Raw genomic sequence first — 11,137 nt, 5'->3', positions numbered from 1 at the left:
ATGCCCCGCTGCGCAGGGGCCTGCTGTTCTCAGCAGGAAACTGGGCAAAACTGCGGGTATCAGCACAACGCGTGGTTGGGGCATGACCTTTTATTCGAGCAGGTGACGCACTAGGCGTCTAAGTAGCAGTTCAATTAGGGGAGCAATGCGCGGTGAGTCTGGATCCGGTGGTGCTGTTCTTTGTCTTCGGTCTGTTGGCCGGTTTGCTGAAAAGCGAGCTGAAACTGCCACCTGCGCTGTATGAAACGCTGTCGATCATTCTGCTGCTGGCCATTGGTCTGCACGGCGGCGTGGAGTTGGCCGAGCAAGCCAGCTGGCAGTTGCTCGGTCAGGCGGCCTGGGTGTTGGGTCTGGGTGTGGCGTTGCCGTTGCTGGCCTTCGGCGTGCTGCGCGGCCTGGGCTTCGACCGGGTCAACGCCGCGGCGGTGGCGGCGCACTATGGCTCGGTCAGCGCCGGTACCTTCGCCGTGGTGGTGGCCTATATGCTGGCCAAGGGCATCGAGTTCGAAAGCTATATACCGCTGTTTGTCGCCATCCTGGAAATCCCGGCGATCCTGGTCGGCATCCTGCTGGCCAAGGGTATTGCCCGCGACACGGACTGGGGCGAGTTGGGCCGGGAAATCTTTCTTGGCAAGAGCATCATGCTGCTGCTTGGAGGCTTGATCATCGGTGCGATTGCCGGCAAGGAGGCAATCAAGCCGCTGGAGCCGTTCTACACCAGCATGTTCAAACCGGTGCTGGCGCTGTTTCTGCTGGAGATGGGCCTGATTGCCTCTGGCCAACTGGGCTCGCTCAGGCAGTTTGGTCTGCGCCTGCTCGGTTTTGCCCTGCTGATGCCGTTGTGCGGTGCGTTGATCGGCGCGCTGCTCGGCCGCTTTATGGGCCTGAGCCTGGGCGGCACCGCCGTGCTGGCTACACTGGCGGCGTCGGCGTCCTACATTGCCGTGCCGGCCGCCTTGCGCTTGGCCTTGCCCGAGGCGAATCCGTCGCTGTCGCTAACGGCGTCACTGGGCATTACCTTTCCCTTCAATATCATCGTCGGCATCCCGCTGTACCTGATGCTGGCTGAGCAACTTATGGCCTGGGGGCTCTGAAATGGACGCACATATTCGCACCCTGCTTACCGTGATCTGCGAAGCCGCGTTGGAGAAAAAGCTGGTGGCTGATCTGGAACAGCTCGGCGCGCCGGGCTGGACCATCTCCGACGCCCGTGGTCGCGGCGGTCGCGGCGTGCGCAGCGCCGGCTGGGATACCGAAGGCAATATTCGCGTGGAGATCATCTGCACCCGCGATGTTGCCGAACGCATCGCAGCCCATCTACAGGCGCGTTACTACGCCAATTTCGCCATGGTCTGTTACCTGGCCCAGGTGGAAGTGCTGCGTGCGGAAAAGTTCTAGCGGCTCAGGCGGTGGGCTGTGCGCAGTTCCAGCAGATCTTGATAGGTGCAGGTCTGTGGCACTTCACCGGTCAGATCAAAGCACCGCTGGCCGAAACCCATGGGCCAGTAAGCGATGCCGACCGGTGGCCAAAAGATCGAGGCCACTCGGAAGCGGCTCTTCAACTTTCCAGAACGAATGGTATTGGCCTGGTTGTCTTCGATGCGATAGGGAATACCTGCAGTGGCACCCCAGGAGAAGGGGCGGCTGCGGACGAGCCCCTGGTTGTTCTTCGCCGGTCGTTCGTTGATCACCAGGGTGCTGTTTTCCGGCAGTTTGAACCAGGCGCCGGTAGAGCAGCCTGCGCTGGCTAGGGCTATGAGTAACAAGGCGCTAAGGCGGAGTGCGGACATGCGTGTCAATCCTTATGGTCATCCGTGAACATTCACGAGCGTGCGGCGGCCTGGCCATTGGCCAGCTTCGCGGAGGGGGCGCAAATATACCTAGTTTTTATCGGTTTTGCCTGGGTCGCTGGTGCTCCTGCAAAGTTTTCGCACCTGGCTGTGATGAGCGTCTTCCCGCAAGCGTCTAGCCACAGAGCCCGGGGCGTCTGGGCGCGGCTGTGGACCTAAGCATGCAAGCGCTGTTGAATGAGATTCTTGAGCAAGTCCGCCCACTGATCGGCCAGGGCAAGGTGGCTGATTACATCCCGGCGCTGGCCGATGTGCCGGCTAACCAGCTGGGCATCGCGGTGTACAGCAACGACGGCGAGCTTTACTGCGCCGGCGAAGCGGATACGGCGTTTTCCGTGCAGAGCATTTCCAAGGTGTTCAGTCTGGTGCAGGCGATTCAGCATTCCGGCGAGGATATCTGGCAGCGCTTGGGCCATGAGCCGTCCGGCCAGCCGTTCAATTCGCTGGTGCAGCTGGAGTTCGAGCGAGGTAAGCCGCGCAATCCATTTATCAATGCTGGCGCCCTGGTGATCTGCGATATCAACCAGTCGCGTTTTGCTGCGCCGGTGTTGTCGATGCGCGACTTTGTCCGCCGCCTGGCTGGCAATCCCGAGGTGCTAGTGGATGGCCGAGTGGCCGAGTCGGAATATCAGCACCGCGCGCGCAATGCGGCGGCGGCTTACCTGATGCAATCCTTCGGCAATTTCCATAACGATGTCGAGGCGGTGCTGCGCAGTTACTTCAGCTACTGCGCGCTGCGCATGAGCTGCGTCGACCTGGCGCGGGCATTCTGCTTTCTGGCTAATGATGGTTTCTGCAAGCACAGCGGGCAGCAAATCCTCAGCGCGCGGCAGAGCAAGCAGGTCAACGCGATCATGGCCACCAGCGGTCTGTATGACGAGGCGGGCAACTTTGCTTACCGCGTCGGCCTGCCGGGCAAGAGTGGTGTTGGCGGCGGCATCGTCGCTGTGGTGCCGGGGCGTTTCAGTGTGTGCGTTTGGTCACCGGAGCTGAACGCCGCCGGTAATTCCCTGGCAGGGATCAAGGCCCTGGAGCTGCTCAGCGAACGGATCGGCTGGTCAGTGTTCTGATCGCCGTTAGGGCGCGCAGCAGGCGCAGGTCAATCCTCCTCAGTTGCCGCCGCCTCTTCCTGCGTGACTTCCTCAGTCTTTGTGCAAATGCCGTTGGCACCCTGTTTACCGGTGTAGGACACCGTGGGCGCACCGCTGGCATTCAAGCTGATGGCGATGGTCACGCCTTCGCCTTTGGCCTCAAAGTACTGCTCGCTGAACTTGCTCAGCGTGACCTGTTTATCGTTGATAAAGACCGGGCCGCTGGCCTCGGCGCGCACTTTGATATCGGTCGGGCAGGTGAAGTCGAGGGCCGGCAGATTGGCGGCCTGGGCCAGGCTGCTGGTGGCCAGTAGGGCAATGCTGATGGGTAGCATGTTCATGGGCTTGCTCCATGCAGAGGGACTCGAGGCGCTGCAGTTTTAGCGCCCCGAGTAGTCAACTAAGCAGCCGTGTAGGGCCTTGTCCAGCTGCTGCGGACGTTGGCCGATAGGCTGCATCCGCTTATTGCCTCGGCTAAGGAGCGACCTGGGTTAGCCAGCAATCAGCTCCTTCGCCGCCTGGCGGTGGTCGGCGATCAGTTGGGCCACATCCAGGCCTTCGATCTGCCCATCGATCACCCGCCACTGGCCGCCGATCATCATCCGGTCAGCTTTGTCGGCGCCGCACAGCAGCAGGGCGGAAATCGGGTCGTGGCTGCCGGAGAAGCGCAGTTCATCGAGCTTGAAGAAGGCCATGTCGGCCTGTTTGCCGACCGCCAGTTCGCCGATGTCGCTGCGCCCCAGGAGTTTTGCCGAGCCCTTGCTGGCCCAGCCCAGCACCAGTTCCGGGGTGATCTTCTCGGCGCCGTAACGTAGGCGCTGGATATACAGGGCCTGGCGCGCTTCGAGGATCATGTTGGAGGCGTCGTTGGACGCCGAGCCATCCACGCCGAGGCCGATTGGCGCACCGGCAGCTTCCAAATCGAGGGTCGGGCAGATGCCCGAGGCCAGGCGCATATTCGAGCTTGGGCAATGGCAGATGCCGGTGCCGGCCTGGCCCAGGCGGGTGATTTCATCCGGGTTGAAGTGGATGCCGTGGGCCAGCCAGGTGCGCGAGCTGAGCCAGCCGACGCTGTCCAGATAATCCACGGTGCGCAGGCCGAAGCGCTGCAGGCAGAAGTCCTCTTCGTCGAGGGTCTCGGCCAGGTGAGTGTGTAGGCGTACGTCCAGCTCTTCGGCCAGTTCGGCGCTCTGGCGCATGATTTCCTGGGTCACCGAGAACGGCGAGCAGGGCGCCAGGGCAATCTGCACCTGGGCACCGTCGCCGCGCTGGTGATAGTCATGAATTAGGCGCTGGCTGTCGGCCAGAATCACTTCGCCTTCTTGCACCGTTTGCTGTGGCGGCAGGCCACCGTCGGCTTCGCCCAGGCTCATGGAGCCGCGGGTGAGCATGGCGCGCATGCCCAGTTCGCGCACGGCTTCGACCTGCACATCGATGGCATTTTCCAGACCGCCGGGGAACAGATAGTGGTGATCCGCCGCGGTGCTGCAACCGGACAGCAGCAGTTCGGCCAGGGCCACTTTACTGGCCAGGGCGAGCTTCTCTGGTGTCAGGCGGGCCCATACCGGGTACAGGGTCTTCAACCACGGGAACAACGGCTGGTTGACCACTGGGCCCCAGGCGCGGGTGAGGGTCTGATAGAAGTGGTGGTGGGTGTTGATCAGCCCTGGTAGGACGACATGCTCGCGGGCATCGAAGGTCCGGTTGCACGGTTGGCTCGGCTGTTGGCCGGCCTTGAGCAGTTCGCTGATCACACCGTCTTCAATCACTAGGCCGCCGGCGGCGTCGAGGTTGTTGGCAGTGAAGATGGCGAGGGGGTTTTTGATCCAGATACGTGTAGCAGCCATTGAATTGGCTCCTCTGAAGGTGGGTTCAGGTTCGCCAGCTCAGTGTTTACCCTGTCTGCTGATCCAGGTACGCGGCCGGCGCAGGTGGCCGGGCGTGGCGCAAAAGATAACGCCGTAATCTGCCTGCGGCAAGAGCGCAGGGCGGAATTTCTGACCGGACGGTCAGTGGCCTAGAACAGCTTGCGGTACTGGATGAAGCCGGAGCGTTCGGCGATGCGCTCATACAGCAGCATGGCCTTGCTGTTGCTCTCATGGGTCAGCCAGTAGGTGCGCGAGCAGCCCTGGGCCTGTGCCTCACGGTAGACGTGTTCGATCAACTGACGGCCGGCACCGCTACTGCGGATGTCCTTGGCGATAAACAGGTCCTGCAGGTAGCAGTAGTCGCCGCTGGTCCAGGTCGAGCGGTGGTAGATCCAGTGCACCAGACCAATCGCCTGGCCGTCATGCCAGGCCAGCGCGGCGTGCATCGGCTCGGCCGGGTCGAGGAAGCGCTGCCAGGTGATATCGCTGGTCGCGGCGGCAATCTCGGTCATATAGAAGCGCTGATAGCCCTGCCACAACGGTAGCCAGGCGGCATGATCAGCGTCGGTTATCGGACGGATTTCGACGGGAATGCGGATGGGCATGCTGGCAACCTCGTTGGTTTAGTCAAGCCCTTACAGCCTAGCTGCAAGAGCCCAGCCTTCAATCGGCGCGTTCACCACAGACATCCAGGGCATACCAGTGTTCCACCTCGGCCTGGCTCAGACCGGCGCCGAGCAGGGCGAACAGTTTGCCCAGAGCCGCTTCGCGGGTCATGCCGCCGGCGGAGATCAGCCCGGCACTGGCCAGCTGGCTGCCAGCAGCGTACACGCCGAATTCGACATGGCCGTGGGGGCACTGGCTGATTGCAGCCATTACCACGCCGCGCTGATGCGCCGCTTTGAGCACGTCGAGCAGTTCGGCGTCGTCCGCAGGACCGGTGCCGCTGCCGTAGCATTCCAGCAGCAGGCCCTGGACGCCGCTGTCCAGCACGGCACGTAGATGGTTCGCCTGGATGCCGGGATAGAACGGCAACACCGCGAGATTGACCGGCTGACGGGTCTGGCGGTAATCGATACTCGCCGGGATGTTTTCGGCGCGCGGACTCTGGCGCTGGCGCGGTAGCACATGGAAGGCGTCGAAGGCATCACTGCGCAGCTTGCTGACCCGTGCGCCATGCAGTAGCGCGCCATTGAAATACAGGTGCACACCTGGGGCGACGCCGGCTTGCAGCGCACGCATGGCGCCGAACAGATTGCCCCAGGCATCGCTGCCCTCGGCACCGGCCGGCAGCATCGAGCCGCTGAGGATTACTGGCACTGGCAAGCCCAGCAGCAGAAAGCTCAGGGCGGCGGCGCTGTAGGCCAGGGTGTCGGTGCCGTGTAGCAAGAGAACGCCATCGCAACCGTCCTGCTCGATGCCAGCGCGTATAGCCGCGACCATCGCTAGCCAGTTGCTCTGGTTCATATTGGCGCTGTCGATTGGCGGCAGCAGCTCGCGGAAGGTCCATTGCGGCAGCGGTTGGGCTTCCAGCGCCTGCTGCGTACGCAGCCGTGCCTCGAAGCCGGACGCAGGGGCCAGGCCATTGGCGCTCATCTGCATACCGATGGTGCCACCGGTATAGAGCACCAGAATTTTTTGACAACCCATCAGACGGGTCTCCATTTTTTATTGTTCTTAGAGCCTGTTTACGATCTAGCGAGCTAGAGCCAGGCAAGGCAAAAACAGCCGAGGATGCGGAGTTTACGAGCTGTAAATGAGCATTACTCGTTCCACTCGCCCTTCGGGTCGCGCTAAAGCGCGTTAGCCGCAAGCGGCTTGCCGAGGCTGTTTTTAACGCAGGCTTGCCGACGCGCAGCAGATCGTAAACAGGCTCTATAAGAAAACAGGGGGCCTAGCCCCCTGTTTATTACAGCTAATGCAGCTTCTGCAGTGACTTAGCGCTGGTGAACGCTGTTGCCGATTTCCGCATGGTTGACCGGGGCGTTTTGCGCCGCGTTAGGCCATACAGCTGGGTCGAGGTCCAGATCGGCAAAGTTCTTCGCGTCGAACACGGGCGACTCGACGCCGGCCTTGATCTGGTTGTCGTAGTCGCGCATCAAACGCAGGCCGACCTTGAACAGCAGCACCAGGGCAATCAGGTTGGCAATCGCCAGCAGGCCCATGGTCACGTCGGCAAAGGCGAACACAGTACCGAGATCCTGCACCGAACCCCAGAGTACCAGAGCGATCACCAGTACGCGGTAGACCATCACCGGGCCACGCTTCTTGCTGAAGAAGCCCAGGGCGTTCTCGCCGAGGTAGTAGTTGTAGATCAGGGTGGTGAACACGAACATCAGCAGGGCGACGGTGACGAACACCCGGCCCCATTCGCCAACCACGCTGGCCACGGCGGTCTGGGTCAGCACCACACCGGCGATGTCCATGCCTGGCTGATACACGCCCGACAGCAGGATGATCAGCGCGGTGCAGCTGCACAGGATGATGGTGTCGATAAACACGCTGAGCGACTGCACGATGCCCTGTGCAACCGGATGCTTGACCTCGGCAACCGCAGCAACGTTCGGTGCACTACCGAGGCCGGCTTCGTTGGAGAACAGGCCGCGCTTCACGCCCATCAGGATGGCCGCACCGATACCGCCGGCAAACGCAGGCTCAAGACCGAAGGCACTCTTAACGATCATCACCAGGGTGGCCGGGATGGCGTCAACGTTGATGCCGATTACGAACAGCGCCATGGCGATATAGGCAAATGCCATGACTGGCACCAGCACGTCGGCGAATTTGGCGATGCGCTTGATGCCGCCGAAGATGATCAGACCGATCACCACAGTGAGGATCAGGCCGCTGACATAGGTCGGCAGGCCGAAGGTGTCATGCATCGAGCTGGCCACGGTGTAGGACTGCACGGCGTTGAAGCCGAAGCCGAAAGTCACCAGCAGCAGGATCGAAACGACGATGCCCAACCAGCGCTGGCCGAGGCCGTGCTCAATGTAGAAAGCCGGGCCGCCGCGATAGGTGCCGTCGTCTTCACGGCGCTTGTACAGCTGGGCCAAAGAACACTCGAAGTAGCTGGTGGCCATGCCGACCAGTGCTACGACCCACATCCAGAAGATGGCGCCGGGGCCGCCGAGCATGATCGCCACGGACACACCGGCGATGTTGCCGGCACCGACACGACCGGCTACCGAGAGCATCAGTGCCTGGAACGAGCTGAGTTGACCCGGCTGGCGCTGGAAGGCTTCGGCGAAGATGCGGAACATGCTGCCGAAGTAGCGAAACTGAACGAAACGCGAGGCGATGGTGAAATACAGACCAAGGCCGATCAGCATCACGATCAGGAGCTTGCTCCAGATCAGGTCGTTGAGAATATCGAGCATGGCAGGCGAGTCTCTCTTGTTGTTTTGTGAAGGAAAAATAGGCGGGGCCGAATGGTTGAGCAGACGCGAGCGTGGTGCAATTTCGCGGGTGGCGGCGAACTGACGCGAGTTGATGCTAGAATCGCGCCGCTCGCATCACCTGGAAATGCACCATGTCCGACCATCTAGGGCCCAATCTAAAGCTGTTGTGCGGCCATTACCGGTCAATCGCCGAGGTTTGCCGCAAGCTCGTGATCAATCGCGCCCAGTTCAATAAATACCTGAGCGGGCAGAGCCGACCGACGGCCTATAACCTCAAACGTATCTGCGACTTTTTTGGCGTTGAGGCCTACGAGTTGAGCCTGCCCGCCGAGCAATTTGCCGACCTGATCGGCGCGCGCGCGCCGGGCCAGGCTGCAGGTGCGCGCACCGACGCGTTGGTGGAGTTGCTCAAGCCGTTGCGCGCGCATGCCGGCAACCTCTCGCGCTATTGCGGCTACTACTTCGAATACTCCAACTGCATGTCAGTGCCGGGCACCGTGTTGGTATCGCTGGTGCATCTGCGGGAGGAGGACGGAGACTTTCTGTTCGAGCGCCAGGAGCGTCAGGAGCGCTCCGCCAGTGCTGACGTGCAGGGTGAGGATTGGGTGCGTTGCCGTTACCTGGGCGCCGCGTTCCAGCTGCAGGACCGCTTGTTTCTGATGGACTACGAATCGCTGACCCTTAACGAGATGAGCCAGACCATCCTTATCCCTAGCTACAAGAGCCGCATCACCCGCCTCAACGGCCTGAAAACTGGCGTCTCCAGCGGCGACCGGCGCAGCCCGGCCTGCACCCGCGTGGTGTGGGAATACCTGGGCACCGAAATCAACCGCATCAGCGCCTACCGCCAGGTTCGCCTGTACCGTCCGGATGACCCGCGCATCGACGACGACGTGCGCCAGCGCCTGTCGGTGGCGCCGCTGAAGAACGGCCTGTTCGAGATCGAATAAGCAAGGTGAGTTGGTCCACGCCTAATATGCGTCGAGGCCAGCGACAGCGTTGGGCTTCGCTGCGCTCAACGCCAACCCACCGTTTTATTTCCTCAACTCTTCCAGGCGCTGTGTCTGCTGGCCGTCGACGCTGAAGTTATCCGCCGCCAGCCAGCGTTCAAAGGCCGCGTTGCAGGCCGGCCATTCGCTGTCGAGGATGGAAAACCAGGCCGTGTCGCGGTTACGCCCCTTGACCACCATATGTTGGCGAAACAGCCCTTCGTAGCGGAAGCCCAGACGCTCAGCCGCGCGCATGGAGCGGACATTGGCGGCGTTGCACTTCCATTCCAGGCGGCGGTAACCGAGCGTGCCGAGCGCCAGCTTGGCCAGCAGATACACCGCCTCGGTCGACGCCGGGCTGCGCTGCATGGCGCGGCCAAAGGCGATATGGCCAATCTCGATACAGCCATCCTTGGGCGCAATGCGCAGATAGCTCAACAGGCCGACCACACGCCGCTGGTGCAGGTCGACCACGCTAAAGAACAGCGGGTCGCGGCTGGCGGCATGGCCGCTTAGCCAAGCATCGAACGCCGCGCGTTCGCTGAACGGGCCGTAGGGCAGGTACTCCCAGAGCAGCGGGTCGCTATCCGGGCCTTGTAACGCCTGCCACAGATCGTCGCCATGGCGTGCCGGGTCGAGTGGCTCAAGGCGTACATAATGGCCGTCCAAGGGTTTATGGGCCGGCGTGGGCACGGGCTGCCAGTCGTGTAGGGCTTGCTGGGGCATGCTGCGGCTCCTGTTCAGAACTGTTTACGGTATTGGATAAAGCCCGAGCGTTCGGCGATTCGGTCATAGAGTTGCCTGGCGTCGCTGTTGCTTTCGTGGGTTAGCCAATGCACGCGGCTGCAGCCGGCCGCCTGGGCCTGGGCATAGACGTGCTCGATCAGCAACCGGCCGATGCCGGCGCCGCTCTGATCGGCGGCGACAAACAGATCCTGCAGGTAGCAGCTGCTCTCCACCGACCAATTGGTGCAGTGGAAGATCCATTGCACCAGGCCCACGGCTTTACCGTCGCGCCAGGCGAGGGCGGCATGGGTGGGCTCGCTCGGGTCGAGAAAGCGCTGCCAGGTCATGGCGCTGACCTCGGCCGGCAACTCGCTCTGGTAAAAGTGCAGATAGCCCTGCCATAGCGGCAACCAGGCGGCGTGGTCAGCGGGGCTGATTGGGCAAATTTCAATGTTCATGAGACCTCCTTGTCTGGGTGATCGTTGCTCATCTGTGCCGCCAGCTCGAGGTCGCGCGCGTCGCTGCTGGCGGTCAGCCCCTCGCGTACGCCGACCTGATCGGTGCTGCTGCGGTTCTGCCCGAGCTTCCATTTGCCTTCCAGGCGTTCGATGGGCAAGGCGAAGCCGACGATGGCGCGCAGCATGCTGTCGATGTACTCACGCGGTGCATCGCTGACCGCCCATGGTTGCGGGCGCTCGGCTTCGTGCAACGCGCTGAGGCGGCTGACCAGGTGCAGCAAACGCTCGGCGTCATCAAACACTTCGACTTGGCAGTGGGCCTGCACGCTGATGTAATTCCAGGTAGGCACCACCTTGCCGTGCTCGGCTTTGGCGGCGTACCACGACGGGCTGATATAGGCCTCGGCACCCTGGAAAATCACCAGCGCTTCGCTGCCTTCGGCGAGGTCGCGCCATTGTCGGTTGGTGCGGGCGAAGTGGCCGTAGAGCGTGCCGTACCCACCTTCATCAGGTGCCAGTAGCAGTGGCAGATGGCTGGCGAGCAAGCCCTGATTGCCGTGGCTAACCAGCGTCGGCAGGCGCGTGGCACGCATCTGCTGGTGCAGGGTGGCGAGGTCGTCCTGACGAAAGGCGGCGGGTGTATACATGGGCAAGCTCCTGGCGAGATGGAGCCATGCTAGAGCGTGTATTGGCCTGTTGTAAGATCCATTTATTGCGAATTCAGTAGAGCCAATTTCATGCCTGCCCCTCCACC

Annotated in this window: 13 protein-coding genes; 4 read left to right on the top strand and 9 right to left on the bottom strand. The window is 62.0% G+C overall.

What is annotated here, in order from left to right; genetic code table 11:
* The first annotated feature begins 152 nt into the window (after window positions 1-152).
* Window positions 153-1,094: a sodium-dependent bicarbonate transport family permease gene (locus tag AACX99_RS02205; protein WP_339409192.1), complete on the top strand. Its 942-nt coding sequence runs from the start codon at window positions 153-155 to the stop codon at window positions 1,092-1,094.
* Window position 1,095: 1 nt separating this feature from the next.
* Window positions 1,096-1,398, top strand: coding sequence for a DUF3240 family protein (locus AACX99_RS02200; RefSeq protein ID WP_339409191.1), 303 nt, complete (start codon window positions 1,096-1,098; stop codon window positions 1,396-1,398).
* Here AACX99_RS02200 and AACX99_RS02195 read toward each other — a convergent pair.
* Window positions 1,395-1,790, bottom strand: a complete 396-nt coding sequence (locus tag AACX99_RS02195; RefSeq protein WP_339409190.1) for a hypothetical protein — start codon at window positions 1,788-1,790, stop codon at window positions 1,395-1,397. The two genes, AACX99_RS02200 and AACX99_RS02195, sit on opposite strands and share 4 nt — an antisense overlap.
* 221 nt (window positions 1,791-2,011) lie before the next feature.
* Between AACX99_RS02195 and glsB the strand changes: the two genes are divergently transcribed.
* Complete coding sequence (glsB, locus tag AACX99_RS02190) at window positions 2,012-2,920, top strand: glutaminase B (RefSeq protein WP_339409189.1); 909 nt, start codon at window positions 2,012-2,014, stop codon at window positions 2,918-2,920.
* 29 nt (window positions 2,921-2,949) lie between these two features.
* Here glsB and AACX99_RS02185 read toward each other — a convergent pair whose 3' ends face one another.
* The 5 genes from AACX99_RS02185 to AACX99_RS02165 form a co-directional block, all read right to left on the bottom strand.
* Entirely contained in the window at window positions 2,950-3,282 is a 333-nt protein-coding gene (locus AACX99_RS02185; RefSeq protein ID WP_339409188.1) for a hypothetical protein, read from the bottom strand.
* 150 nt (window positions 3,283-3,432) lie between these two features.
* Window positions 3,433-4,788 (bottom strand): 8-oxoguanine deaminase, encoded by a 1,356-nt coding sequence (locus AACX99_RS02180; RefSeq protein WP_339409187.1) that lies wholly within the window; start codon window positions 4,786-4,788, stop codon window positions 3,433-3,435.
* Window positions 4,789-4,958: 170 nt separating this feature from the next.
* Window positions 4,959-5,414, bottom strand: coding sequence for a GNAT family N-acetyltransferase (locus tag AACX99_RS02175; protein WP_339409186.1), 456 nt, complete (start codon window positions 5,412-5,414; stop codon window positions 4,959-4,961).
* Window positions 5,415-5,472: 58 nt separating this feature from the next.
* On the bottom strand, window positions 5,473-6,459 hold the full coding sequence (locus AACX99_RS02170; RefSeq protein ID WP_445261824.1) for an asparaginase: 987 nt from the start codon (window positions 6,457-6,459) through the stop codon (window positions 5,473-5,475).
* A 287-nt stretch (window positions 6,460-6,746) separates the two neighbouring features.
* On the bottom strand, window positions 6,747-8,189 hold the full coding sequence (locus tag AACX99_RS02165) for an alanine/glycine:cation symporter family protein (RefSeq protein ID WP_339409185.1): 1,443 nt from the start codon (window positions 8,187-8,189) through the stop codon (window positions 6,747-6,749).
* A 152-nt stretch (window positions 8,190-8,341) separates the two neighbouring features.
* On the opposite strand from AACX99_RS02165, the gene AACX99_RS02160 reads away from it, so the two are divergent.
* On the top strand, window positions 8,342-9,160 hold the full coding sequence (locus AACX99_RS02160) for a helix-turn-helix domain-containing protein (protein ID WP_339409184.1): 819 nt from the start codon (window positions 8,342-8,344) through the stop codon (window positions 9,158-9,160).
* Window positions 9,161-9,244: 84 nt separating this feature from the next.
* Here the strand turns inward: AACX99_RS02160 and AACX99_RS02155 are convergent, their stop codons facing one another.
* From AACX99_RS02155 to AACX99_RS02145, 3 genes are read right to left on the bottom strand one after another with little or no spacing between them, the layout of a single operon-like run.
* Window positions 9,245-9,925, bottom strand: a complete 681-nt coding sequence (locus tag AACX99_RS02155) for a GNAT family N-acetyltransferase (RefSeq protein ID WP_339409183.1) — start codon at window positions 9,923-9,925, stop codon at window positions 9,245-9,247.
* A gap of 14 nt (window positions 9,926-9,939) precedes the next feature.
* Window positions 9,940-10,383 (bottom strand): GNAT family N-acetyltransferase, encoded by a 444-nt coding sequence (locus tag AACX99_RS02150; RefSeq protein ID WP_339409182.1) that lies wholly within the window; start codon window positions 10,381-10,383, stop codon window positions 9,940-9,942.
* The gene (locus AACX99_RS02145) at window positions 10,380-11,030 is read right to left on the bottom strand and encodes an FMN-binding negative transcriptional regulator (RefSeq protein WP_339409181.1); all 651 of its coding nucleotides are present in this window, start codon (window positions 11,028-11,030) and stop codon (window positions 10,380-10,382) included. Before AACX99_RS02145 ends, AACX99_RS02150 begins: the two co-directional genes overlap by 4 nt.
* Window positions 11,031-11,137: the final 107 nt, after the last annotated feature.

The sequence above is a fragment of the Pseudomonas sp. EA_35y_Pfl2_R5 genome (genome assembly GCF_963970805.1).
GTDB lineage: Bacteria > Pseudomonadota > Gammaproteobacteria > Pseudomonadales > Pseudomonadaceae > Aquipseudomonas.
Note: the sequence above shows the minus strand (reverse complement) of the source record. Positions and strands in the feature narration are given on the sequence as shown.

Coding starts and splice junctions, on each gene's coding strand:
- AACX99_RS02200 (WP_339409191.1), top strand. CDS start 1,096: ATGGACGCACATATTCGCACCCTGCTTACCGTGATCTGCGAAGCCGCG.
- AACX99_RS02195 (WP_339409190.1), bottom strand. CDS start 1,790: ATGTCCGCACTCCGCCTTAGCGCCTTGTTACTCATAGCCCTAGCCAGC.
- glsB (WP_339409189.1), top strand. CDS start 2,012: ATGCAAGCGCTGTTGAATGAGATTCTTGAGCAAGTCCGCCCACTGATC.
- AACX99_RS02185 (WP_339409188.1), bottom strand. CDS start 3,282: ATGAACATGCTACCCATCAGCATTGCCCTACTGGCCACCAGCAGCCTG.
- AACX99_RS02180 (WP_339409187.1), bottom strand. CDS start 4,788: ATGGCTGCTACACGTATCTGGATCAAAAACCCCCTCGCCATCTTCACT.
- AACX99_RS02175 (WP_339409186.1), bottom strand. CDS start 5,414: ATGCCCATCCGCATTCCCGTCGAAATCCGTCCGATAACCGACGCTGAT.
- AACX99_RS02170 (WP_445261824.1), bottom strand. CDS start 6,459: ATGGGTTGTCAAAAAATTCTGGTGCTCTATACCGGTGGCACCATCGGT.
- AACX99_RS02165 (WP_339409185.1), bottom strand. CDS start 8,189: ATGCTCGATATTCTCAACGACCTGATCTGGAGCAAGCTCCTGATCGTG.
- AACX99_RS02160 (WP_339409184.1), top strand. CDS start 8,342: ATGTCCGACCATCTAGGGCCCAATCTAAAGCTGTTGTGCGGCCATTAC.
- AACX99_RS02155 (WP_339409183.1), bottom strand. CDS start 9,925: ATGCCCCAGCAAGCCCTACACGACTGGCAGCCCGTGCCCACGCCGGCC.
- AACX99_RS02150 (WP_339409182.1), bottom strand. CDS start 10,383: ATGAACATTGAAATTTGCCCAATCAGCCCCGCTGACCACGCCGCCTGG.
- AACX99_RS02145 (WP_339409181.1), bottom strand. CDS start 11,030: ATGTATACACCCGCCGCCTTTCGTCAGGACGACCTCGCCACCCTGCAC.